Raw genomic sequence first — 24,704 nt, 5'->3', positions numbered from 1 at the left:
AGTAATCAACTTCGACCGATTACCTGATTTGGATAATGCCAACGTAGGGACATAACATTGAATGATTCTATTCAGCGGGAAATGCCTATTCGGACATTTCCCGCTTTTTTTGTCGCATCAAACAAACTATTTGGAGGTACCCCATGTTCAAAACGCTATTCGAAAACGTCCAGCAACAGGCGCCGCTGGTCCACTGCATCACCAATTATGTCACCGTGAATGATGTCGCCAATGTCCTTTTGGCTGCGGGAGGATCACCGATCATGGCCGATGCCCCCGAAGAAGTCGCGGATATCACTACCATCTGCACCGCTCTGAACCTGAACATCGGCACACTGAACAGCCGAGCCGTGGAGTCCATGCTGCTGGCAGGTCGCCAAGCCAATGCGCTCTCCCATCCTGTCGTTTTGGATCCGGTCGGTGCGGGGGCCTCCCCTTTCAGGACCGAAGCGACATTCAGGTTGCTGGAGGACATTGCCTTCACCGTGATCAAAGGCAACATTTCGGAAATGAAGACAATCGATTCCGGCAGCGGCACGACGAAAGGCGTCGATGCCGACATCAGCGATGCCGTGACCGAGGAGACGCTCGAGGCAACGGTCGCTTTCGCCAAACGATTGGCCGACCGGCATGATGCGGTCATCGCAATCACCGGCGCCATCGACATCGTCGCGGATCGGGACAAAGCCTACATCATCCGCAACGGACACCCGCAGATGGCGAAGGTGTCCGGAACCGGCTGCATGCTTTCCGGACTGATCGCGGCCTATTGCGGAGCCAACCCGGAGCAATTATTGGAAGCCACCGCAGCAGCGGTATGCCTGATGGGCGTCAGCGGCGAGCTGGCTTACGAAAGGATGCTGCGCAATACGGCAGGCACATCATCCTACCGCAGCTACATCATCGATGCAATCAGCAACATGTCGGCCGAAATACTGGAAGGAGGCGCTAAAATTGAGAGTAGATAAGAATGATTTGTTGCTTTACGCGGTGACCGATCGCCAATGGCTGGGGAACGCGTCCTTGGCGGAACAACTTGAAGAAGCCATCCAGGCGGGCGTTACCGTCGTGCAATTGCGGGAGAAGGAATTGGATTTCGACGCCTTTGTCTCCCTGGGCAAGGAACTGCAGGCCGTGGCCAAACGCCACCGCGTCCCATTCATCATCAATGATGCCGTCGATGTGGCCTTGGCTCTGGATGCGGATGGCGTTCATGTGGGGCAGAGCGATATGCAGGCGGGCGACGTCCGCAGCCGGATCGGAGAGGGAAAAATCCTTGGCGTTTCTGCCCATTCCGTCGAAGAAGCGTTGACGGCGGAACGGAACGGTGCCGATTATCTGGGTGTCGGTGCCATCTACGGCACAGCGACGAAGCTGGATGTCAACACGCTGTCGATCGAAACGCTGCAGCAGATCTGCCAGGCGGTGAGCATACCCGTTGTGGGGATCGGAGGCATCGCTGAAGGGAATATCCTCAACCTGAAGGGCAGCGGCGTCGACGGAGTTGCCGTTGTATCCGCCATCTTCGCGCAGAAGGACATCACGGCAGCAGTGAAGAGGTTGCGCCCGTTAGCGGAAGAGATGGTGAAATGATGAAACTGGAAGCGGCCATCTTTGACCTGGACGGGACGCTACTGGATTCCATGCCGATCTGGGAAGGGTTGGGACAGAATTACTTGCTTCAGAAAAAGGTGCAGCCGGCTCCCGGTCTGCAGGATACCTTGAATACAATGAGCCTGCAGCAAGCTGCCCAACATTTTCGTGAAGCTTACGGATTGCGCGAAGATGAAGAGACAATCATTTGGGAAATCCAAACGCTGATTGCGGATCTTTACCGTTATGAAGTCCCGCTTAAAGCCGGAGCAGCGGAATATCTGCAGACATTGCAGGAGCAGAATGTGAAAATGTGCATCGCCACCGCGACCGAAAGGAAATTGGCCGAGAGTGCCTTGGAGCGTTTGGGCATCCGGGAATACTTCAGCACCATCCTGACCAGCAGTGAAGTAAAGGCAGGCAAAGACAATCCGCTCATTTACCATAGGGCTGTCGAACATCTCGGGGCTCCCCTCACGAAAACCATCATCTTTGAGGATGCCCTGCACGCCATCGAAACGGCAACATCAGCTGGGTTCCGTGTAGTCGGCGTCTATGATGAGAGTGCCGCACAAGATAGGGAGCGTATCGAAGCGTTGACGGAGCAGTATATCTATTCATTTTCGGATTGGAAAGGATGAGCAAAAACATGAAAACAGTATTGACGATCGCCGGTTCGGACAGCAGCGGCGGAGCTGGGATTCAAGCGGACCTCAAGACGATGATGGCGCATAAAGTTTATGGGATGAGCGTGATCACGGCGCTGACGGCACAGAACACGACAGGCGTGGCCGGAATCATGGAAGTGATGCCTGAATTTGTGGCGCAGCAATTGGATTGCGTCTTTAAGGATATCCGGCCGGATGCGGTGAAAATCGGTATGGTGTCGAATGCCGCGATCATCAAGGTCATCGCCGAGAAGCTGATTGAATACAAAGCGGAGAATATCGTCGTAGATCCGGTCATGGTGGCCACAAGCGGCAGCAGCCTGATGCAGGATGATGCCAGCCAGGCTTTGCGGACGCTGTTGTTGCCGTTGGCTGATGTGATCACCCCCAATGTGCCGGAAGGAGAAGCACTGAGCGGTGTCAAGATCGAGACGAAGGCGGATATGTTGGCTGCCGCGGCCCGCATCGCTTCAGCAGCAGGCACTAGCGTACTCCTGAAGGGCGGCCATCTGAAGGACAGCGCCGACGATCTGCTCTTTTCGGACGGGAAAGCCAGCTGGTTCGAGTCGGAACGGATCGAAAACCCGAATACGCACGGCACCGGCTGCACGCTTTCCTCAGCCATCGCCGCGAATCTGGCTTTAGGCCACGGAATGGAAGCGAGCATCCGCCAAGCCAAAGCCTACATCACCGGCGCGCTCCGCGACGGACTGGATCTGGGCAAGGGCAGCGGCCCTCTCAATCACGCTTACCGCATCAACTGAAAAGAGAAGGGAGGCCCCGAGATAAATGAGGCCTCCCTTCTTCTTATTGTGTGCCCGCTAGCCGGAGGAACGCGCCGGAATGTGGGCTCAGCTCCGGTGAAGAATCCGTCCACCGGAGAACACCGGTAACTTTCGGGCCCAACTCCGATGAAGCCGTGCTCATCGGAGAACGCATGAAAAAATGCAGGCCGAACTCCGGCGAGGCCTCCGTTCGCCGGAGTAACATTTCAACCACAGAATCTTACGCAAATTTTGATATTCCGTCAATTGCCCCTATCCAACTACCCGCATCGCAATGCCAAAGGGCTGGAAGAGTTAAATCAGTACATTAAGAAATCTGTTATACCTTAACGTTCGGAAATAACGGTTATATGATGATGAAAACGAGTGAATTCTTTCCAAATTCTAAATAAACCCTCATTATTCTGTCGTTTTTGTTTGCTATAATTTTGATTATAGTGAACATTCGGAATTTTTGAGCTCCTGCGTTAAAAGTAGAGTGCACCTCTATTGTCCGCATCCAGTTCATAGTTGCGATCGAAGGGAAGATGGAAGATGGGATTATTATTATTCGATTTTGATGGTACCTTGGCGGAAACATGCAAAATAAGCGAAATGGCTACAATGGATACGTTTGAACAATTCGGCTATCCCGCTCCAACCACTGAACAACTTCGAGCGGACAGAGGAAAACCGCATGTCGTGAAGTTCACCGGCTATCTGAAGCAGTATGCACTCTCCCCGGTCGAGATGGATAAGCTGATGGAAGTCTTTTGGGACAAATACGAGAAATATGAAAATATGCTGTTGGAATCGTATGATTTAGCGCGGGAGTCCCTGATGGAACTGAAAGGGAACGGCCATCATCTGGGTGTGATTTCCAACAAAGCAACCAAGGCTTTGTTGCGCAGTCTGGCTGCATTGGACCTGGTGGACCTGATGGAAGTGATCATCGGATTGGATAACATGAACCAGCACAAACCGAACCCGGAAGCCATCTTCACCGCCTGGGAGCAGATCCCCATGGCGAAGGATGACACGGTCATGATCGGTGACACCATCTATGATATGCAGATGGGCAAAATGGCGGGCACAAAGACTGTCGGCATCACTTGGGGCGGAAGCTCCGCCCAAATTATGCTGGCGGAACAGCCCGACAGCATCGCGCACTCTTTCGTCGAACTGGAAATCATTCTTGCAAACCTGCTGGATGCGTAAATAGATTGAAAAAAGCCGCTGTCCTTTATTCGGGACGGCGGCTTTTTATGTAGTCAGAGGATTTCTTTACTCTCGTTTAATTTTGCTTGTTTGATGAAGTCGTGCATTTCGGATGCCAATGCAGTCTTTAAAGCACTCAAATCCTGGGTGAGCAATTGTTTGCAGGAAACGATTGGAACCCCGTTGATGAAGACTTCCGATACGTTTCCTGCATTTGCGGAATAAACCAGTACAGCATATGGATCGAATATTGGAAACATATTTGCGGAGTCTGTTTCGACGAGGACAAGATCGGCCTTTTTGCCTGGTTCCAGCGAGCCGATCTTATCGGCCAATCCCAATACTTCGGCGCCTCCGAGCGTGGCTAGGCGGACTATATCACGGGCTGGGAAAGCTGCACGGTCCTGCAGATGGGTTTTATGGAAATTGGCGAACATGCGCATTTGGGTGAACAGATCCAATGTATTTCCGCTGCTTGGCCCATCTGTGCCGAGCCCGACCCGGACACCTGCCTCCAACATGGCATTTACAGGTGCGACGCCTTTGGCAGATTTCGTATTTGCCCCGATACAGTGAGCAACGGCCACGTCATTTCGCTTCAAGAGTGCGATATCTTCAGCTGTGACCAGAATGCAATGTGCAGCTATAAGCCGGTCGCTCAAGACACCCAGGTCATTCAGGAAGGCTACCGGCGTTTTTCCGTATTTTTCCTGGAAGTAGCGGATTTCATAGTCCATTTCACTCAGGTGCAAAGTGATCGGAACACCGTATTTTTCAGCGATGGCAGCTGCCTGCTGCAAAGCTTGCGGGCTGTTCGTGTTGGGGGCATGCGGCGCGATGGCAGGCGTGATCAACTCGTGGTCTAGCCATTTCGGGATGAAAGTTTCCGCATAAGCCAGTCCGCCATGCGGTTCAGTCGTGTCGCAAGTGGCGAAGTCGATGATGGTTTCCCCCAGGATGGCTCGCACTTTCATTTCATCGGCGGCTCTTGCCAGCTCATCTTCGAAATAATACATATCCATGAACGTGGTTACGCCTGCCAACTGCATTTCAGCGATGGCATATTTACCGCTGTGGTAGGCCAGTTGTTTGGTCATGCAGGCTTTTTCCAGCGGGAAGAGAAAACGGCGCAGCCGATCCGGCGTATCATCGCCGAGTGAGCGGAAGGGAATCATGCCGATATGGGTGTGGGTGTTCACCATCCCGGGCATGGCGATGGCATTCCTTCCGTCGACCATCCGATCATAGCCAGCATTCGGCTGCTGTTCAGCCGGACCCACAGCAAGAATCTGGTCGTCTTCGAAAAGGATAAAGCCCTTTTCGAAGACATCATAATCCGCGTTCATGGTCAGTACAGTGACGTTTGTTATCAGTGTTTTCATTTTTCCCTCGCAATCAACGGAATGGTGGCATGGGTATGCACATCCATCATGCCGTAGTCAGTTATTTTGATGGCCGGCGACACCGGCAATGATAAAGTCGAGAAACTCATTATTTCGTTGCTGTTCCGGTATCCCAAAGCAACCATCGCGGAACGGACAGCATGAAGTTGGCGACCCAATGTCTGAACCGGAACATCACTCAATATGCCGCCGATCGGTAGCGGACAGGATCCGAGGATATTTCCGTCCTGAACGACGATATAGCCGCCATGCAGGGAAAGAAGTTCATGTTGGGCAGCAAGCATATCCTCTGCATCGGTCCCCATCACCATCAGATTGTGGTGATCATGCGCCCAAGTCGTTGCGACTGCGCCTTTTTCCGTCAGCGCATTTTCGACCAAGCCGAAGCCGATATTTCCGTTTTTTCCGTAGCGCTCCATTACAACGATAAGCGCCAGTCCGCTGTTTTCCCAGTCCAGATAGCCGTCTTTCACCGTTACTTCACGCTGGACCGGTTCGGTGAAGGTACCCACTTGTTGGATTTGGATAACATTGCAGCAGACTGTAGCATCAGTGGTTGTGACAGGGATACGCAAATCACCGGGAGTCAATGCTCGACAGTGGATGGAGTCATAGAAATGTTCCGGGTATGCAGGTTTCTCATTCGGATAAGCGATGGCCGCCCCTTTCGTGTGCACCAATTTTCCGTTCTTGTAGACCGCATTTATTTCAAGAGTCGCCAGATCATCCAACAATATGAAATCTGCTTTGAAGCCGGCAACGATAGCACCTCGGTCCTGGAATCCCATCCGTCTTGCTGGTGTATAAGTCGTGCAGTAAATGGCCTGTTCAATCGGCATGCCGGCTGCGATGGCAGCACGGACATTGGCATCAAGATGGCCATCCAGCAGGTCATCCGCCATGATATCATCGGTGATGATCGCTACATATTCATAGAAATTATGTTTCTCTATGACAGCCATGTTTTCTGGGAGGATGGATTTCTTCTGGAACTCCAGGAACATCCCGTTGCTGATTTTTTCATAAATCGATTCAGGGCTTTGGTGGGTGTGATCCGCTGTGATGCCAGCATACATGAACTTCGCCAAATCAACGCCAGAAACACGCGGCACGTGCCCTTCCAACGGAAGAAATGGTTTCTTTATCTGCGTTTCCCGGAGGATCTGACGGATCAAAGAGTCGGGCTCACTGGTGATGCCTTTGAAATTCATAGCTTCCCCAAGGGCGATGACACGCGGATTATTCAATAGGTTGAGCACTTCAGCCACCCCAATGAATCCGCCTGTTGTCTCAAGTTCGGGCGTGGTGGACGGGACAGATGACGGAATCGCATAGTAGATATCAAGGGCGGTGTCTTCCTCCAGAAAAGCCTCCATGCCTTCCAATCCAAAAACGTTGGTTATCTCATGAGCATCGGCAACAACGGTAGTGACGCCATAAGACAGAGCTGCCCCCGAGAAAAGGGAAGGGGGGATCATGGAACTTTCGATGTGCATATGGATGTCGATCAATCCGGGAATCACATATTGACCGGACGCGTCCACCGTTTCTTTTGGTTGCAGTGGCTGAAGGTCTTCAGCGCTGATATAGTAGAATTTTCCACCCGCGATCGCGATATTTTTCCGTTCGAAAGTCTTCAGGAAACTGTTGAAGACGGACGCATTTTCGATGATTAGGTCGATTTGCATAAGAGCCTCCTAAATTGTTCTTTTCACTATTATAGAATAAGGGATACAGGAAAAGCCACGGCTGCGCCGTGGCTTTTGGCTTTGCTTATTGGTTCAGTGTTTTATTCCATTCTGCGATCCAAGCTTCGTAGTTTTCGTTGACGAATGCGAAGTCGATTGCTTTAGCGCGTTCGGCAACAGCGCCGTAGGTTTTGTTCGCTGCTGTTGCTTCATCCAAAACAACCTCTTTGTTCGTAGGTGCTTCGTTCAACGAGATGGCAGTCACTTCCTGCAATTCCTTGCTCAATTTCCAGTTGATGTAAGCATAGGCCAACTCTTTGTTTTCAGAGTTTTTGTTGACGTTCAATGTGTTGAAGTTAGCATACGTGCCTGATTCCGGAACAACGTACTGGACATCCGGATTTGAGCCTGAAATGATGGGATAAGCGAAGTCACCAACGACTGCGGCAACAATTTCACCTGATTGGAACATGTTGGCCAAGTCTGAAGATTTTGTATAGGTTTTGACGATATTCGGTTTAAGTTCCGTCAATGCTTCGAATGCGGCTGTTCCGTCGTCGGTTGTGATATCCGTTTCTTTGAAGTCGCTTGCGACGTAGATCATCGCTGGACCGAAAGTCGTGGTGATGTCCGGAATGGAGATTTTTCCTGCCAAAGCTGGATCCCAAAGGTCGGACCATTCGTCAATCGTCATACCAGCGGCTGCCTCATCGTAGATGATGCCGATGCTGTTGATGGTGTAAGCAGGACCGGATCCATCTTCGGATAATTCTTTGGCGCTGTCGATCAGGTTCGCCATATTAGGCACTTTTGTTGCATCCAATGGCTCGAAAAGTTCTTCGGATACGCCGGATGCCGCATTGGCTTGGGACAATTCGATCACATCAATCGTGTTGTTCGGGTTATTTTGGAATTTCGTGAAGCGCTCGCTGCTGTTCCCGACTTCGGCAACGATGGTGATGCCATTTTCTTCTTCAAATGGTGCAAAAACGTCCGAGCGGATGACATCTTCCCCGATTGCGAAGGTCGAAACAGTTAATTCGCTGCTCGTTTCCGATCCGGCTTCAGCCGAGCTTTCCGTTGTGCTACCGCCATTTCCGCATGCTGCCAAAAGTGCTGTACTTGCTAAAGATAAGCTGATCCATTTCCAATTTTTCATCTGATAAAACCCCTTTTTATTTATTTTTTTTACACTAAAACAATTTTTGAAGGCGGCAAGTACAATTGAACCTTGTCGCCGGCTTGGTGAGCTGCTTCATTGGTGCCGTTCACGAGGAGTTTTCCCAGCGGCGTCTCCACTTCGTACTGGTAACTCTTGCCCAGGAAAGTGCGGACCAGTACGGTTCCCTCTATTGTATTAGCGGCTTCTTCCGCAATGGTCGTAAGGATAATGTCGTCCGGACGGATAGTCCCGGTGATTTCTTGGCGATCCGTCGAACGCGTTGTGCTGAAAGGGGAGCCATCCGTTGCCGTGAACGTGTGCGTCCCTCTGGCGGTAAGCGCGATAAAGTTTTCGAATCCGATGAAACGTGCGACAAACTCAGTGCTCGGGTTGCTGTATATTTCTTCCGGCGAAGCAAATTGTTCGATAACGCCCTTATTCATTACAGCTACCTTGTCAGATATGGAGAAGCACTCCTCTTGGTCGTGTGTAACGAATACTGTCGTTATCCCTAGTTGACGTTGGATCCTCTTGATTTCGATACGCATGGATATGCGCAGTTTTGCATCAAGGTTGCTCAACGGTTCGTCCAGCAACAGCAACTTAGGTTCGATTACCAAGGCACGCGCTAAGGCGACACGTTGGCGCTGTCCTCCGGATAATTGTTTTGGATAGCGTTCGGCAAACTCATTCAGGCCCGTGACTGCCAGCATTGCCGTAACTTTTTGATCAAGCTGTTCTTTTTTCTCTTTCCGCAGCTTCAAACCAAATCCTACGTTTTCCCTGATGGTCAAATGGGGGAAAAGCGCATAGGATTGGAACACCATTCCGAAATTCCGTTTGTGCACAGGAACTTTCGTCAAATCGGTCCCATCGACTGCAAAGGTGCCGTCGTTAGGTTCAATCAACCCTGCAATGACGCGCAGGGTAGTCGTTTTTCCGCAACCGGATGGCCCCAATAAGGAAACCAATTCGCCTTTTTCCATCGCGAGGTTCAAATCTTTTAAAATATCGTTTTTCCCGTCATAACTGACGCGGATATCATTTAAATCAACAAAAGCCATTTATGCATGTTCCTCCTTCGTAGTTAAAAAAAATCAGGTAATCGATGACAATCCGAGCGTCTTTTCGATCAGGTACATCAATACGATGGTCGCCAGCATCAGCAATACGGAGAGCGCCGAGACGGTCGGATCATAGTTGTATTCAACGTAACTCATCAAAGCAGTCGGTAATGTCGAAATCCCAGGACCTGATAAAAACTGAGAAACAGGAATATTGTTGAAGGAATTGATGAATGCCAACATGAATGAAGCGAATATGCCTGATGTGATGTTCGGCAGAATTACTTTGAAAAAGGCGCCCGCTTTCGTGCTGCCTAATGTCCAAGCTGCTTCTTCAATGGAGAAATCCAACTGTTCCAAGCTGCCACCTACGACGCGAATGATATAAGGCAAGCTGACCAGAAAATGTCCCAACAACAGTCCTTGGAAAACAGGCAACTGCAGGGTGATGACAATGAACTGGAACAACGAGTAGCCGACAACGACGCCGGGTATGATGGTCGGCGAAAGGAAAAAGTTTTTTAACCACTCGCGTCCCATGAAATTGTTGCGGGATAAAGCATAGGATGCGGGAACTCCAACTAGGAGTGCCAGGATGGTCGCAGAGAATGAAATCTTTAGACTCAGCAGGAAGCTGTCCACAAAAGCGGCGTTTTCGAAGACATTTGCGTACCATTTGAAAGAAAAACCTTCGATCGGGAATTGGATGGTCGGGTTCTTGCCGAAAGAAGTGACCACGATGACGAACAAAGGGATGAACAGGAATGCATAGACCAGCAAAACAAAGAATGTAAGACCTTTTTCTTTACGCATGTTGTTCTTCACCTCGCTTATCGAGGACGGATGCGATCAAATTGAAGATCTTCATGACTATCAGAGTAGTCACAATCATGATCAGTGCGATGACGCTGGCATTTGTCCAGTTGCCCAACGTCATGGCGTTTTGGTAAAGGAATGTTGACAGCATCATATTTTTGTTTCCGCCCAATAATTGCGGTGTTGTATAGGCGGTCAAGGTTCCTGTGAATACTAGGATGCTGCCAACGATGATGCCCGGTACACTCAGCGGCAAGATCACCTTCAGGAAGGCAGTCAAGCGATTGGCACCCAGAGTTTCTGCGGCCTCCATGATTTCAGTGTCGATATTTTCGATGATCCCAACCAATGTGATTACCATCAGCGGTAAGAACAGGTAGATCGAGCCGATCGTAATCGCGAACTCGCTGTAAAGCAAAGGGATCGGGGTGTCGATGATGCCCGTGTTCATCAAAAGGTTATTGATTACCCCTTTTTGGCCTAAAATATTGATCCAGGCGAAGCTGCGGACAACTGAATTGGTCAGAAGCGGAAACAGTACCAACGCCATCATCAGGCTGCGGAATTTTTTGTCGGCTCTGGCGATGAAATAGGCAGTCGGAACACCTAACAGAGCGCAAAAGAAGGTGACGACCAACGAAATCCTTAACGTGCGCATGAAGATGCTCACATTATATGAGTCCTGAAAAAAAGCGATGTAAGATGCGAAAGTCAGACTGCCATCAAAAAAAGTTGGCCAAATAATGGAGACCAACGGCAACACGAGAAAGACGATCAGCAGGATGAATCCCGGTGCGATAAGCATGTACGGGATCGATTTTGACGACATGCAGTAATTCCTCCTTTTTAGTGAACAACCTATTTATATTATCCGGGTTTGGAGGACATAGAAAGGATGTTTGGAAATATCCAACCACTAACAAAAAATAATATAGTGCCGATTATATAGAATCGTTCGGCTTATTTCAAGGATAAAGCGAACAAATTAGAAAAAACTAATATTGAAAGTTCGTGTTTTGTTCATTTTGCCTAGTCAGTTATAAATTTTCCAGCTTTTTTGACAATGTTCGATTTAATCCTAACCATCAGCACAGCGATTTCTGATAAATGTTCGTGTTTGCCACAATCAGGCTGACGCACTGAGAGAGTTGGACGAGAGTTTCCGTTTCAATCAAAAGATTGCTCAGTAAGAGAAACTATAAGAATCCCTTGTACAGACCGCTCTTTCAGGATAAAGTAGAGAGGTAGAAAAACAGACGAAGCCAACGATGAAAGGAAACATTATGAATCCAGAACAATTTACCCAGGCCCTTGCCGAAAAAGGGATCCTTTTGAATGAAACGCAGCTCGAACAATACGCGACCTATTTGCGCCTGTTGCGCGAATGGAACGAAAAAATCAACCTGACGGCCATCACCGAGCCGGATGAAGTCTATCTGAAGCATTTCTATGACTCCATTTCGCTGGGCTTCCACATGGATTTCGCCCAAGAGGAAGTCACGCTTTGCGACGTCGGTGCGGGTGCCGGTTTCCCGAGCATCCCCCTCAAGATCGCCTTCCCTAAATTGCAGGTGACGATCGTGGACTCATTGAACAAACGGATCACCTTCCTGGAGACTTTGGTTGCCGAATTAGGTTTGACGGGTGTCTCCTGTTTCCATGATCGTGCGGAAACCTTTGGACAGAACAAGAAATTCCGTGCCCAATTCGATGTGGTGACGGCGCGTGCAGTCGCAAGACTGAGCGTCCTGAGCGAACTGTGTCTGCCTTTGGCCAAAAAAGGCGGTACTTTTGTCGCGATGAAAGCAGCAAGCACGGAAGAAGAGCTCCGCGATGCAGAGCGCGCCATCGCAACCCTGGGCGGCAAACTCGAAGAGGATATCTTTTTTGAGCTGCCGAACGGTGCGGGCGAGCGTCATATCGTAAAAATCAAGAAAACAAAAGAAACACCGAAGACCTACCCGAGAAAAGCGGGGACACCGAATAAGAATCCGTTGTAAACCGGAAAAGGAACGGCCTGGCCCCCTGCTGATCTGCAGGGTGGCCGGGTCGTTTTGAGTTGGAAGTATGATCTTGAATTGATTTTCCCGGAGAGGCTTTATCTATCCTATATTTTTCTGAACTTTTTTGTTACAATAGTCTGGTAAAGTTATAGCCTTTTATATAAATAGACATACTGAGCGATAAATGATGATTCATTTTGAAGAAATGCGTAGGAGAAAAGGCGCAGGTATCGTTTTTTCTCTTTTTTTAGGCAAAAAAGTGGAACGGCGTCAGAGCAGCTTCAAATGAACGAAAGAAAGTGGAGGAGAACAGATGGCACGGATTATTGCAGTCGCAAATCAGAAAGGCGGCGTCGGAAAAACGACGACCACCGTCAATTTAGCAGCTTCTTTGGCCTACTTAGGCAAAAAAGTGTTATTGATAGATAGTGATGCCCAGGGGAACGCCACCAGCGGACTCGGCATTTCAAAAGCAGATGTTGAAAAAGATATATATGATGTATTAGTGAACCAAGAGCCCATCGAGAATGTCATCAGAGAATCCTCACGGGAAAATTTATGGGTCGTGCCGGCAACCATCCAATTGGCAGGAGCCGAAATCGAATTGACGAATCAGCCGCATCGTGAAGCGCGCCTTTATGATGCAGTGCAGTCATTGCGTGACGAATATGACTTCATTTTCATCGATTGCCCACCATCTCTGGGGCATTTGACGATCAATGCTTTCACCGCCAGCGATTCGGTATTGATTCCGGTCCAGTGTGAGTACTACGCCTTGGAAGGGCTGAGCCAACTGTTGAACACCTTCCGCCTAGTTCAGAAGCATTTCAATAAAGACCTGAAATTGGAAGGGGTCTTATTGACGATGCTGGATGCCCGGACGAACCTCGGCTTCGAGGTCGTTGATGAGGTCAAAAAATATTTCAAAGAAAAAGTATACAAGACCATCATTCCACGAAATGTCCGCTTATCGGAAGCGCCAAGCTATGGACAATCGATCGTTGACTATGATATCCGTTCAAAAGGAGCGGAAGTTTATCTTGAGTTGGCAAAGGAAGTGTTAGCAGATGGCGAATAAAAACAGCAAAGGGCTAGGACGCGGCATCGACGCGCTCTTCAGCAACTTTGAAGATATCGAGAAGATCGATGAAAAGACAGAGAAGGTACAGGAGATCCCTTTAGACGAAATACGTCCCAATCCTTATCAGCCACGAAAAACCTTCGATGACTCGACTTTGCGGGAATTGGCTGATTCAATCATGCTGAACGGCGTCATCCAACCGGTCATCCTGCGCCAATCCAGCGTGAAAGGCTATGAAATCATTGCAGGCGAACGCCGCGTCCGCGCGTCCCGCTTGGCCGGCAAAACCACGATCCCGGCAATCGTCCGCGAATTTGATGAAACAGCCATGATCGAAGTCGCCATTCTGGAAAATCTGCAGCGGGAAGATCTGACTCCGCTGGAAGAGGCGGAAGGCTACCAAACCTTGATGAACAAGCTGAATCTGACTCAAGCCGATGTGGCCAAACGATTGGGCAAAAGCCGTCCGTACATTGCCAACCACCTGCGTCTGCTGAATCTGCCGCAGGACGTCAAACGGATGCTGCAGGAAGGCTTGGTCTCCATGGGGCAAGCCCGTACGCTTTTGGGTTTGAACGATGAATCGTTGATCAGCGAATTGGCGAAACGTGCTGCCGAAGAAGGCATCACTGTGCGCCATCTGGAATTGCTGGTCCAACAACTGAACAATCCTGGAGATGTCGCCAAAAAGACAACCAAGAAGAAAAAAGAAACGAAACCGGTATACATCAAAGAGAGCGAAGAGCGCTTGATGGATAAATTCGGGACATCCGTACAAATATCCAGCAAAGGCGAAAAAGGCAAGATCGAGATCGAATACCTTTCTCCAGCCGACCTGACCCGGATTTTGGATATCCTGCAGATTTCCCTGGACGATTAAGCAGAGACGAAGACATCAGAAAGAGGTGCATGTAGCCTTGGTACAACAAGATTATGGATTGCATGATGTGGTCGAAATGAAAAAACCGCATCCCTGCAAAAACAACTCATGGGAAATCATCCGAATGGGTATGGACATCCGGATCAAATGCCTGAAATGCGGGCAAATGGTCATGATGCCGCGCCGTGAATTCGAGAAGAAAATGAAAAAAGTACTGACTAAGGCAGAAGAAACTGTCGAATAGGTCTTTGAAGTAATAAATATTAGCAATATAAGTGGAAAGAGTGTGAAGAAATGTCATTAACAGCAGGAATCGTAGGATTACCGAACGTCGGTAAATCCACTTTGTTCAACGCCATCACCAAAGCGGGAGTGGAAGCGGCAAACTACCCATTCGCGACGATCGACCCAAATGTCGGAGTAGTCGAAGTTCCCGATGAACGTTTGAATAAATTAACAGAATTGGTGAAACCCAAAAAAACCGTCCCGACAACTTTTGAATTCACGGATATCGCGGGAATCGTAAAAGGCGCCAGCAAAGGGGAAGGTCTCGGAAACAAATTCTTGGCCAACATCCGCCAAGTGGATGCCATCTGTCATGTTGTGCGTTGTTTCGAAGATGATAACATCACACACGTCAGCGGTAAAGTGGATCCATTAGATGATGTCGAAACCATCAACTTGGAACTGATTTTCGCGGATTTGGAATCCATCGAGAAACGCTATACACGCATCAGCAAAATTGCCCGCACGAAAGATAAGGATGCTGTTTACGAATTAGCGATATTGGATAAAATCAAAGAAACGCTGGAAGCTGGTAAATCCGCGCGCACAATCGAATTCACACCTGAAGAAGAAGTGTACGTGAAAAACCTGTTCCTATTGACGACAAAACCTGTTCTTTATGTCGCAAACATCTCCGAAGAGGACGTAATAGCCGGCGGAGACAATGAAATGGTGAAAATTGTCCGTGATTTTGCAGCGACAGAAGGCGCAGAAGTTGTTACCGTCTGTGCCCGTATCGAAGAAGAAGTGGCCGAATTGGATGATGAAGAAAAAGCTGAATTCCTGTCGGAGTTGGGCATCGAACAATCCGGGCTTGATCAACTGATCCAAAAAGCTTACACGCTGCTTGGGCTGGGAACTTACTTCACAGCAGGCGAAAAAGAAGTCCGTGCCTGGACATTCAGATTAGGGATGAAAGCACCACAGACAGCCGGCATCATCCATTCCGACTTCGAACGCGGCTTCATCCGTGCCGAAACAGTTTCCTACAATGACCTATTGTCTTACGGCAGCATGCAAGCAGCCAAAGAAGCAGGAAGAGTAAGACTTGAAGGAAAAGACTACGTAGTCCAAGACGGCGACGTAATGGAATTCCGCTTTAATGTATAGGATACGATGAAATGCGGGAGGGGATGAGCACTAAGAGGATATTACGAGAACGGTCGCTCTTTGACCGTGACGTAATATCAGCTTAGGCGGAATCCCCTGCATTTCAGAGTTCAACTAAGAGAGTGTGATGAATCCTGAACACCGTTAGGCGGAGAAGTCTAGGATTCAGAACACGTTTGACAAGGATAAGGATACCGCATGTAATCAGGGGAGGATCTACCATTGGAAGAAACGAATAACATCAAACAAACGAAGGTCGAAAACCAAGCATTATGGCATACTTTGACAAAAAGAAATGAACAATACATGCTGGGCCTAGACAGAACCTTGAGAGCTGCAAACCTGGAAGAGGAGCGCAGAGAAGAAATCTACAATAAGATGATGAAAGAGTTGGTAGATGCCCAAAAAACCGGTAAAACCGCTCGCCAATTATACGGCACAGTCTCGGAATGCGCAGCGAACATCCTGGTCAACCCGGCAGATGCGGAAGTGAAAACACGTTCCGCTGATTGGCTGATCGCCGTGGACGGCGGTTTGTTGCTGGGATCTCTTTTCGCGATGATTTCAGGCATCTCTTTGCTGACGAACAGCGGGGAAGGCGTCATTGGAATGGGTCTGATCACTTTGATGATGAACTTTATCGTAGGCGGCATCGCTATGCTCATCATCTCCAAGTACACACCGAATCCGGATGCGCCAAAAGGTGAAAAAGGCTTCGGAAAATACATCTTTGCGACGACGGCCGCTATGCTGCTGTGGATGCTCATCATGACAGCGTCGATGATGCTTATTCCCGCCAGCGTGAATGTCGCATTGTCTGCATGGGTGTATATCGCGATTGCGGCTATAGGTTTTGCTGCGAAAGTTTATCTGAAGAAAAAATATCATATCGTGGGCGGCATTTTGTAGGCTGTCAAATGGTGGAGGCCGAGATGCAAAGAAAAACTTGTATCTCGGCTATTTTCGTATATTGACAGAAAAAAACTGTATATGAATCCTTGAATGCAAATGTAAGTGCCAATTCCGAACATTAAGGCAGTTGCAAATCAACAGCATTCGATAAAAACGCTTCTATATGAGAATTGTATGATAAAGGGAGCTTTGCGCTTGACGTAGGTTGTTGGTGGTGGTATTTTAGATGATAAAAAATCAGCATAAATAAAAAGGAGTGTTCATCGAAAATGTCAAATTGGGAAACAAAATTCGCTAAAGAAGGTTTTACTTTTGATGATGTATTATTAGTCCCGGCTGAAAGCCATGTATTACCTAACGATGTGGATTTATCGATTGATTTAGCTAAAAATTTACACTTGAATATTCCTATAATGAGCGCAAGTATGGATACTGTTACCGATGCAGCAATGGCAATCGCAATGGCTCGTCAAGGCGGATTGGGCGTCATCCACAAGAACATGACCATCGAAGCGCAGGCTGAAGAAGTGCACAAAGTAAAACGTTCCGAAAGTGGCGTTATCATCGACCCATTCTTCCTGACTCCTGATCACTTGGTTGCTGAAGCAGAGAATCTGATGAGCAAATACCGCATCAGCGGCGTGCCTATCGTTAACGATATGGGCGAGCGCAAGTTGGTAGGGATTTTGACGAACCGCGATCTGCGCTTCATTGCAGATTATCAAGTTCCAATCGGCGATGTCATGACCAAAGAACATTTGGTTACCGCTCCTGTAGGGACTTCTTTGAAGGATGCTGAATCAATCCTGCAAAAATACAAAATCGAAAAACTACCTCTAGTCGATGAAACCGGCCGTTTGGCTGGCCTGATCACGATCAAGGATATCGAAAAAGTAATCGAGTTTCCCAACTCCGCAAAAGATGCACACGGCCGTTTGATTGTTGCGGCTGCAGTAGGTGTGACAAGTGACACATTCGAACGCGCCCAAGCGTTATTGGACGCAGGTGCAGATGCAATTGTCATCGATACAGCGCATGGCCACAGCGCCGGCGTTATCCGCAAAATTAAAGAAATCCGCGAACAGTTCCCTGAAGCGACCCTGATTGCCGGAAACGTAGCGACTGCAGAAGGAACCCGCGCACTTTTTGACGTCGGGGTCGACGTAGTCAAAGTCGGAATCGGACCGGGCTCCATCTGTACAACTCGTGTCGTAGCCGGTGTCGGTGTTCCTCAGATAACAGCCATCTATGATGCCGCAAGCGTAGCGAGAGAATACGGCAGAGCAATCATTGCTGACGGAGGGATCAAGTATTCGGGAGACATCGTCAAAGCGATGGCTGCCGGTGGACACGCAGTCATGCTGGGCAGCATGTTGGCTGGTACGGATGAGTCTCCGGGCGAATTCGAAATCTTCCAGGGCCGTCGTTTCAAGACTTACCGTGGTATGGGCAGTCTGGCAGCAATGGAAAAAGGCTCAAGCGACCGTTACTTCCAAGGCGGCGTGAATGAAGCGAAGAAAATGGTTCCGGAAGGTATCGAAGGTCGTGTAGCCTATAAAGGTGCAGCCAGTGATATCATCTTCCAACTGCTCGGCGGTGTCCGTTCCGGTATGGGCTATGTCGGTGCAGCTAATTTGCAAGAGCTTCGTGATAATGCGCAATTCATCAAGATGTCCGGTGCCGGATTGATCGAATCCCATCCGCATGACATCCAAATCACAAAAGAAGCACCAAACTACTCCATCCAAAGATAAGCGCATGAAATCAAAATGTCCGGGACACTGTTCCTGGACGTTTTTTTTATGTTCGCGGTTTGCAGGAGCTTTCTGATATAATTAAAACGGAATTTCTTTATGCTTCCTTAAGCAAAAATTTAGAACAATTTGGTACGATGAGAGAAAATATATATTTTGGGGAAAGGGTTGTCCTATATGAATAAAGTGTTGATTGTCGATGACGACAGGGAAATCGTGGATTTATTGAGCATCTATTGCAAAAATGAAGGCTACGATCCGATTAAGGCTTATGACGGCGTAGATGCTTTCCGTAAGCTTGAGGAAAATGCGGACATCCAACTGATCATTTTGGATGTGATGATGCCGAAGAAGGATGGCATATCGGTAGTGAAGGAGCTGCGGGAACAGAATAATCCGATCCCGATTCTGATGTTGAGCGCAAAATCCACGGACATGGATAAGATCCAAGGCTTGACAACAGGTGCGGACGACTATGTTTCCAAGCCATTCAACCCACTGGAAGTAATGGCCCGCATCAAATCGCTATTGCGCCGGACCAATATGCAGGCAGATGCTTCAGAGGTGGACGCGATTGAAATCGGTCCGCTGATCATCAAGAAGGATTCGCATGAAGTCAAGACATTGAACGGAAAGAGCATTCAATTGACCGCGTTGGAATTCGGCATCTTGCATTTATTGGCGAGCCATCCGAATCGCGTCTTCAGCGCCGATGAGATTTTTGAACGCGTTTGGCAACAGGAAAGCATCGTATCCGCCAAAACTGTCATGGTGCATGTGAGCCATCTTCGCGATAAAATTGAAGAGGCGACAGGCGGCGAGAAAGTCATCCAGACAGTATGGGGTGTAGGCTATAAGATTGGGGAGTAGGCATGCCTGCATAAGGGCTGGCCTGAAAAAATCAGCTGAGTCGGGAGGGTGCAGCTTTGTTTAACAAGTTGAAGAAAAAAGAACTGAGTGAACTCGTTTTTGAAGGGGCCTTGACGCTGGGCATCGTCTATCTGCTCTATATCGGGATGGAGCTGATGTTCAACCGACTGGTCGCGACCCCTCCCTCGATTTTGAGGGAAATCCCCTCCTTAAGGCGATTCGTGATGGTAGTTGACGCGTTTCTGACCATCTACGATGATGTTTTCCAATGGATAGCGGCGATTTTTGCGGCCATCTTCACCGGTTGGCGTTTGGCCAGGAGATACAAACAGATGCAGTTGACGCATATCCTGGACGAGTTGCATTATATCGCAGCGGGGCACTTCGATCATCGGATCGACGCGAACAATGCCGGCAGCTACGTTGATGTTGTGGATAGCATCAATACGCTGGTGGAAAGTACGGTCCAAGCGATGGCAGAGGAACGGAAAATTGAACAATCGAAGGATGAATTGATCACGAACGTCAGTCATGATATCCGCACCCCTTTGACTTCCATCATCGGCTACCTGGGATTGATAGAGGACAAGCAATTTACGAGTGAAGAGGATGCTTTGCGTTACATCCATATCGCTTACACAAAGGCGCTGCAGATGAAGGTGCTTGTCGATGATCTTTTCGAATACACCAAAGTGCGTCAACCGACGACCCCGCTCCTTTTGAAGACGATCAACATCGGCAATTTTTTGGAGCAGATCGTCGCGGATTATGAATTGGAGTCGCGCAAACGCCATATGGAGACCGAGGTAATCATGAAGACGAGTCCGTTGATGATCGAAATGGATGTCGATAAAATGGCCCGGGTCTTCAACAATCTGATTTCCAATGCCCTGAAGTATGCGCATGGCGGCACTTGGGTACACATCGAAGCGGAAAAGATCGGCTCTGAGGTGATCGTTGCCGTGAAAAACAACGGGGAGCGCATCCCTGAAGAATCGCTGCAGGAATTGTTCGGGCGCTTTTATCGGGTGGAAAATTCCCGTTCGAAAGAGACGGGCGGGACCGGGTTGGGACTGGCGATCGCCCAAAGCATCGTCACGCTGCACGGCGGGTATATCTATGCGGAATCGGATGAGACGGAAACCAAATTCGTGCTGCATCTCCCTTTGAGACAGACTCCGCCCGTCAATGAATAAGGAACGTACGCTTTCTGTGTACGTTCCTTTTTTTGGTTGTCTTTTTACAGCATTTCCGCTAACATAGAAGGGTATATGAACCGAACGAAATGACTGATTGGAGATAACTACAAACAATGATAACTATAAAAAACCGAAAAATGATTATAGGAACACTATCGGCTGCTTCTGTATTGGCGAACAGCTTGTTTGCTGCACCGGTTGCTTTGGCTGCTGAACAACCTTCTGTCGATGCGAAAGCCGCTTTCGTGATAGAAGACGAGACCGACAAAGTGCTTGTCAATCAAAACGGGGAAGAAGCGCTGGGCATAGCCTCAATGACAAAGATGCTGAGCATCTACTTGATACTGGAAGCCATCGAAGAAGGCAAATTGACTTGGGAAAAGCAAATCACCGTCAGTGATTACGTCTATGAAGTCAGCCAGAACTACAATTTTTCGAATGTGCCTTTGCGCCAGGACATCACGTATTCTGTGGAAGAACTGTACCAATCTGCATTGATCTATTCCGCAAACGGCTCAACAATCGCTTTGGCGGAAGCATTGGCTGGTTCCGAAGCAAAATTCGTCGATCTGATGAAGGCTCAGTTGGATGAGTGGGGCGTGGAAAACTATGAGCTCTACAATGCCACCGGCTTGTCGAACAGCGATATGCCGGAAGAACATCTTTATCCAGGCGCTTCGGCCGACGGATACAACAAAATGACAGCACGTGGCGTAGCGATGGTCGCGGATCATCTGATCGATGATTATCCTGAAGTTTTGGAAACGACTGCCATTCCGGAGTTGGCTTTCCAAGCGGGAACCTCCGATGAAATCATGATGCACAGTTATAACGTGATGTTGCCTGGTATGTTTTATTACCGTGAAGGCGTTGACGGCTTGAAGACCGGAACAACACTGGAATCCGGTGCATCCTTTACTGGTACCGCAATGCAAGATGAAATGCGGATCATCACTGTGGTCATCGGTGCTGATGAGAGCACCAAACGTTTCACGGAAACCGATCGTTTGATGGACTATGCCTTCTCGACCTTCGAGAAGACGACGGTAGCGGCGAAAGGCGATGCCGTTTCCACGCAAGAGCCGATTACCGTAGCCAAAGGGAAGCAAACTGAAGTCGGGCTAGTCTACAACGAAGAGCTTGTGACTGTTACCGAAAAAGGCGCAGAAGAGCTCGCGCTCACAACCGTCTTCACACCAGCTGAAGAGAGCCTGAATGAAGACGGCGAGATTGAAGCGCCTATCGAAAAAGGCACAGAAGTCGGATCCGTCGCTGTGACGGTTGAAGGCGACGAGTTAGGCTATCTGGACGGAACGACTTCCGAGGATGTCAAAGTCGCGGTGGCAAGCAGCGTTGAGAAAGCCAATATCTTTGTGCGCGGCGGCCGCGTTGTCGCAGACCTGTTCGGAAATGCTTGGCAAACAGTATCCGATTTTGTCGGAGGATTTTTTGACTGATCCGGAATAGTTGCAGGTTAATTTGGACCAGCCGCTTTGTTGACAGCATAGGGTTTGTTCAGTAAAATGAGGGTATCGAATCTTAGCCTAATTGAATAGAGAAAGCCATGCATGTGACCAGTAGATGATGTGAAGCGCCCCAGAGAGTCAGTGGTTCGGTGAGAACTGACCCTTCACCTGTTGAATCCCCACATGAAGCGAACAATGAAAACAAGAAATTGACTAAATTGTTCCGGATCCGTCCGTTAACGCAATGAAGCGCAGCCAGACCTATTTGGGATTGGCTGAAGTTGGGTGGTACCGCGAACGTTAAAGCCATTTCGTCCCAGATTGTTCTAGGGATGGAGTGGCTATTTTTGTACACATAATGAGGAGGAAACAATATGTTGGATGTAAAATTTTTGAGGGATGGATTTGAAGCCACTGCAGAGAAGTTGGCTGCACGGGGCGTTAAAACAGAGGAGTTGGTGACGTTCAAGGAATTGGATGTGCAACGCCGCGAGAAACTCGTTGAGACGGAGAATCTGAAGCAATACCGCAATGGCGTTTCCCAGGAAATTGCGCAATTGAAACGGAACAAAGAGAATGCCGATGATAAGATTGCCGAAATGAAAGAAGTCGGCGACAAAATCAAAGCATTGGATGAAGAACTGAATGAAATCGAAGAAAAGACGACTTTCATCGCCACAAGATTGCCTAACTTGCCGCATGCCTCCGTTCCAGTCGGTGCGGACGAAGAGGATAACGTGGAAGTAAGAAGATGGGGTACACCACGCGTGTTCGATTTCGAACCGAAAGCCCACTATGATATCGCCGAGTCATTGGATATCCTGGATTTTGAACGTGGCGCTAAAGTGACCGGAAGCCGTTTTGTCTTCTACAAAGGCTTGGGAGCACGCCTGGAACGCGCTTGCTACAACTATATGCTGGACTTGCATACCGAAGAACATGGCTACACGGAAATGATTCCTCCATACATGGTGAATGAAGCTTCCATGTTCGGTACCGGACAATTCCCTAAATTCAAAGAGGACGTCTTCCAGTTGACGGATGAGCGCAATTTCACGCTGATCCCTACAGCAGAAGTTCCTTTGACGAACTATTACCGCGATGAAATCATGAATGAAGCGGAGCTGCCTGTCTATTTCACGGCGATGAGTCCGTCTTTCCGTTCTGAAGCCGGAAGCGCAGGACGCGACACAAGAGGCTTGATCAGGATGCACCAGTTCCATAAAGTGGAGATGGTGAAATTCAGCAAACCGGAAACTTCCTATGAAGAATTGGAAAAAATGACGGACGATGCTGAATCTGTACTGAGAGGTTTGAACCTGCCGCACCGCACCATCACGTTATGTACGGGTGACATGGGCTTCTCCGCAGCCAAAACTTATGACATAGAAGTCTGGATCCCAGCTCAAGATACCTATCGGGAAATCAGTTCTTGTTCAAATACGGAGGCATTCCAAGCCCGCCGCGCGAAAATCCGTTACCGCAACGAAGAAACAGGGAAATTGGAATTTGTTCACACGTTAAATGGCTCAGGGTTGGCTGTCGGCCGCACTGTGACTGCGATACTTGAGAATTACCAAAACGAAGACGGTTCCGTTACGATCCCTGAGGCACTTGTGCCATACATGGGCGGCATCACGAAAATAACCAAAGAAAACGCAAGCAACAAACGCTGATCGCAAGCAAGATATGCAAGTAAGCTTTTGATCATGTGATACAATCATTTCAGACGAAAATGCGTACGAAAGGAATGATAAAAGTGACAGAACCAAGATTGGAAAAAGCTACTTTTGCCGGAGGATGTTTTTGGTGTATGGTCAAGCCGTTCGATAGCCTTCCGGGCATCGAATCAGTTGTTTCGGGTTATACCGGCGGACATAAAGAGAATCCGACCTATGAAGAAGTTTGCGCCGGAACAACCGGGCATACGGAAGCTGTCCAAATCACATTTGATCCAGCTTTGTTTCCGTACAAAGATTTAGTGGAGGTATACTGGCAGCAGACAGATCCTACTGATGCCATGGGTCAGTTCGTAGATCGCGGTGCTTCTTATCGGCCGGTTATTTTTTATCATTCACCGGAACAAAAAGAGATAGCAGAAACTTCCAAACAAGCACTGCAGGACAGCGGGAAATTCACTAAACCAATCGTGACCTCCATTGAACCGGAACAACCGTTTTATGCTGCGGAAGAATATCATCAGGATTTCTACAAAAAAAGCAGTGCGCATTATCATGGGTATCGTTCCCATTCAGGCAGAGATTCGTATATCGAATCACATTGGAAAAAGTAGACAGCTTTCCGAGACAACAAAATAGTAAAGAAGAGTCCTTCCGAAGAAATTTCCTTGGAAGGGCTCTTCTTTTTTTGCTGCAAATGGCAGGATGGGCTTATTCCCGCGACCTTTTATTTTCAGCATGCAACAAAAAATATAAATAATCAAAAAAGACTTGCCAAAAAGCTGTACAACAGGTAAGATTAGTTTTCGTTGACTGAACCGAAGGACACCCATAAAAAGTATCCATGGCTGTTGACGCCCGTATGAACTTTCAGGCCAATTCATAAAAATAACATTTTTTGAAAAAGTTGTTGACAAATTGGTTCCGCAAGTGGTATTATATAGAAGTTGTCACGTGAGAACGTGCGACACATTAGACCTTTGAAAACTGAATGAAGAATGAACGAACCAAATGTGCAAGGAGCTTAGACTTCGGTCGAAGCAAACGAAGACGATACTTTGTATCGCAAACATCAAGTCAGCAAGAAAT

Annotated in this window: 23 protein-coding genes and 1 other annotated feature; of the genes, 17 read left to right on the top strand and 6 right to left on the bottom strand. The window is 48.5% G+C overall.

Annotation, left to right across the window (positions count from 1 at the left end):
- The first annotated feature begins 143 nt into the window (after positions 1-143).
- From thiM to C8U37_RS09830, 5 genes are all read left to right on the top strand, one after another.
- Positions 144-968: a hydroxyethylthiazole kinase gene (gene thiM / locus C8U37_RS09850; RefSeq protein WP_108033071.1), complete on the top strand. Its 825-nt coding sequence runs from the start codon at positions 144-146 to the stop codon at positions 966-968.
- Positions 955-1,593, top strand: coding sequence for a thiamine phosphate synthase (gene thiE / locus C8U37_RS09845; RefSeq protein WP_108033070.1), 639 nt, complete (start codon positions 955-957; stop codon positions 1,591-1,593). Before thiM ends, thiE begins: the two co-directional genes overlap by 14 nt.
- Entirely contained in the window at positions 1,590-2,234 is a 645-nt protein-coding gene (locus C8U37_RS09840; RefSeq protein WP_108033069.1) for an HAD family hydrolase, read from the top strand. Before thiE ends, C8U37_RS09840 begins: the two co-directional genes overlap by 4 nt.
- 8 nt (positions 2,235-2,242) lie before the next feature.
- Complete coding sequence (thiD, locus tag C8U37_RS09835) at positions 2,243-3,025, top strand: bifunctional hydroxymethylpyrimidine kinase/phosphomethylpyrimidine kinase (RefSeq protein ID WP_108033068.1); 783 nt, start codon at positions 2,243-2,245, stop codon at positions 3,023-3,025.
- 555 nt (positions 3,026-3,580) lie between these two features.
- Complete coding sequence (locus tag C8U37_RS09830; RefSeq protein ID WP_108033067.1) at positions 3,581-4,243, top strand: HAD family hydrolase; 663 nt, start codon at positions 3,581-3,583, stop codon at positions 4,241-4,243.
- Between the two features lie 53 nt (positions 4,244-4,296).
- Here the strand turns inward: C8U37_RS09830 and C8U37_RS09825 are convergent, their stop codons facing one another.
- From C8U37_RS09825 to C8U37_RS09800, 6 genes are all read right to left on the bottom strand, one after another.
- On the bottom strand, positions 4,297-5,625 hold the full coding sequence (locus tag C8U37_RS09825) for an amidohydrolase (RefSeq protein WP_108033066.1): 1,329 nt from the start codon (positions 5,623-5,625) through the stop codon (positions 4,297-4,299).
- Positions 5,622-7,334 carry an adenine deaminase C-terminal domain-containing protein gene (locus C8U37_RS09820; RefSeq protein ID WP_108033065.1) on the bottom strand — a complete coding sequence of 571 codons (1,713 nt, stop codon included), beginning with the start codon at positions 7,332-7,334 and terminating at the stop codon, positions 5,622-5,624. The genes C8U37_RS09825 and C8U37_RS09820 overlap by 4 nt, the downstream gene beginning before the upstream one ends.
- Positions 7,335-7,419: 85 nt before the next feature.
- Complete coding sequence (locus tag C8U37_RS09815; protein WP_108033064.1) at positions 7,420-8,493, bottom strand: ABC transporter substrate-binding protein; 1,074 nt, start codon at positions 8,491-8,493, stop codon at positions 7,420-7,422.
- 29 nt (positions 8,494-8,522) lie between these two features.
- Positions 8,523-9,560: an ABC transporter ATP-binding protein gene (locus C8U37_RS09810; protein ID WP_108033063.1), complete on the bottom strand. Its 1,038-nt coding sequence runs from the start codon at positions 9,558-9,560 to the stop codon at positions 8,523-8,525.
- Positions 9,561-9,593: 33 nt separating this feature from the next.
- A complete protein-coding gene (locus tag C8U37_RS09805) occupies positions 9,594-10,373 on the bottom strand; it encodes an ABC transporter permease (protein ID WP_108033062.1) in 780 nt (259 codons plus the stop codon).
- Complete coding sequence (locus tag C8U37_RS09800) at positions 10,366-11,205, bottom strand: ABC transporter permease (RefSeq protein ID WP_108033061.1); 840 nt, start codon at positions 11,203-11,205, stop codon at positions 10,366-10,368. Before C8U37_RS09800 ends, C8U37_RS09805 begins: the two co-directional genes overlap by 8 nt.
- Positions 11,206-11,659: 454 nt before the next feature.
- On the opposite strand from C8U37_RS09800, the gene rsmG reads away from it, so the two are divergent.
- The 12 genes from rsmG to msrA all read left to right on the top strand — a co-directional run bounded on the left by rsmG (position 11,660) and on the right by msrA (position 24,229).
- On the top strand, positions 11,660-12,376 hold the full coding sequence (gene rsmG / locus C8U37_RS09795) for a 16S rRNA (guanine(527)-N(7))-methyltransferase RsmG (protein ID WP_108033115.1): 717 nt from the start codon (positions 11,660-11,662) through the stop codon (positions 12,374-12,376).
- A 316-nt stretch (positions 12,377-12,692) separates the two neighbouring features.
- A complete protein-coding gene (locus C8U37_RS09790; protein ID WP_086628685.1) occupies positions 12,693-13,457 on the top strand; it encodes a ParA family protein in 765 nt (254 codons plus the stop codon).
- Complete coding sequence (locus C8U37_RS09785) at positions 13,447-14,340, top strand: ParB/RepB/Spo0J family partition protein (RefSeq protein WP_108033060.1); 894 nt, start codon at positions 13,447-13,449, stop codon at positions 14,338-14,340. Before C8U37_RS09790 ends, C8U37_RS09785 begins: the two co-directional genes overlap by 11 nt.
- 37 nt (positions 14,341-14,377) lie before the next feature.
- A complete protein-coding gene (locus C8U37_RS09780) occupies positions 14,378-14,584 on the top strand; it encodes a DUF951 domain-containing protein (protein ID WP_086628836.1) in 207 nt (68 codons plus the stop codon).
- Between the two features lie 50 nt (positions 14,585-14,634).
- The gene (gene ychF / locus C8U37_RS09775) at positions 14,635-15,735 is read left to right on the top strand and encodes a redox-regulated ATPase YchF (RefSeq protein WP_108033059.1); all 1,101 of its coding nucleotides are present in this window, start codon (positions 14,635-14,637) and stop codon (positions 15,733-15,735) included.
- Between the two features lie 222 nt (positions 15,736-15,957).
- Positions 15,958-16,644: a DUF1129 domain-containing protein gene (locus tag C8U37_RS09770; protein WP_108033058.1), complete on the top strand. Its 687-nt coding sequence runs from the start codon at positions 15,958-15,960 to the stop codon at positions 16,642-16,644.
- A 272-nt stretch (positions 16,645-16,916) separates the two neighbouring features.
- Entirely contained in the window at positions 16,917-18,401 is a 1,485-nt protein-coding gene (guaB, locus tag C8U37_RS09765; protein ID WP_086986303.1) for an IMP dehydrogenase, read from the top strand.
- Between the two features lie 177 nt (positions 18,402-18,578).
- A complete protein-coding gene (locus tag C8U37_RS09760; RefSeq protein WP_108033057.1) occupies positions 18,579-19,271 on the top strand; it encodes a response regulator transcription factor in 693 nt (230 codons plus the stop codon).
- Positions 19,272-19,327: 56 nt separating this feature from the next.
- The gene (locus C8U37_RS09755; RefSeq protein ID WP_245879814.1) at positions 19,328-20,467 is read left to right on the top strand and encodes a sensor histidine kinase; all 1,140 of its coding nucleotides are present in this window, start codon (positions 19,328-19,330) and stop codon (positions 20,465-20,467) included.
- 140 nt (positions 20,468-20,607) lie between these two features.
- On the top strand, positions 20,608-21,927 hold the full coding sequence (locus C8U37_RS09750; protein WP_170100252.1) for a serine hydrolase: 1,320 nt from the start codon (positions 20,608-20,610) through the stop codon (positions 21,925-21,927).
- Between the two features lie 98 nt (positions 21,928-22,025).
- Positions 22,026-22,258, top strand: a binding site (T-box leader).
- Between the two features lie 52 nt (positions 22,259-22,310).
- Complete coding sequence (gene serS / locus C8U37_RS09745; protein ID WP_108033055.1) at positions 22,311-23,612, top strand: serine--tRNA ligase; 1,302 nt, start codon at positions 22,311-22,313, stop codon at positions 23,610-23,612.
- Positions 23,613-23,695: 83 nt separating this feature from the next.
- Positions 23,696-24,229, top strand: a complete 534-nt coding sequence (msrA, locus tag C8U37_RS09740; protein WP_108033054.1) for a peptide-methionine (S)-S-oxide reductase MsrA — start codon at positions 23,696-23,698, stop codon at positions 24,227-24,229.
- Positions 24,230-24,704: the final 475 nt, after the last annotated feature.

This window comes from Trichococcus patagoniensis (assembly GCF_003051085.1).
GTDB classification, from domain to species: domain Bacteria; phylum Bacillota; class Bacilli; order Lactobacillales; family Aerococcaceae; genus Trichococcus; species Trichococcus patagoniensis.
Note: the sequence above shows the minus strand (reverse complement) of the source record. Positions and strands in the feature narration are given on the sequence as shown.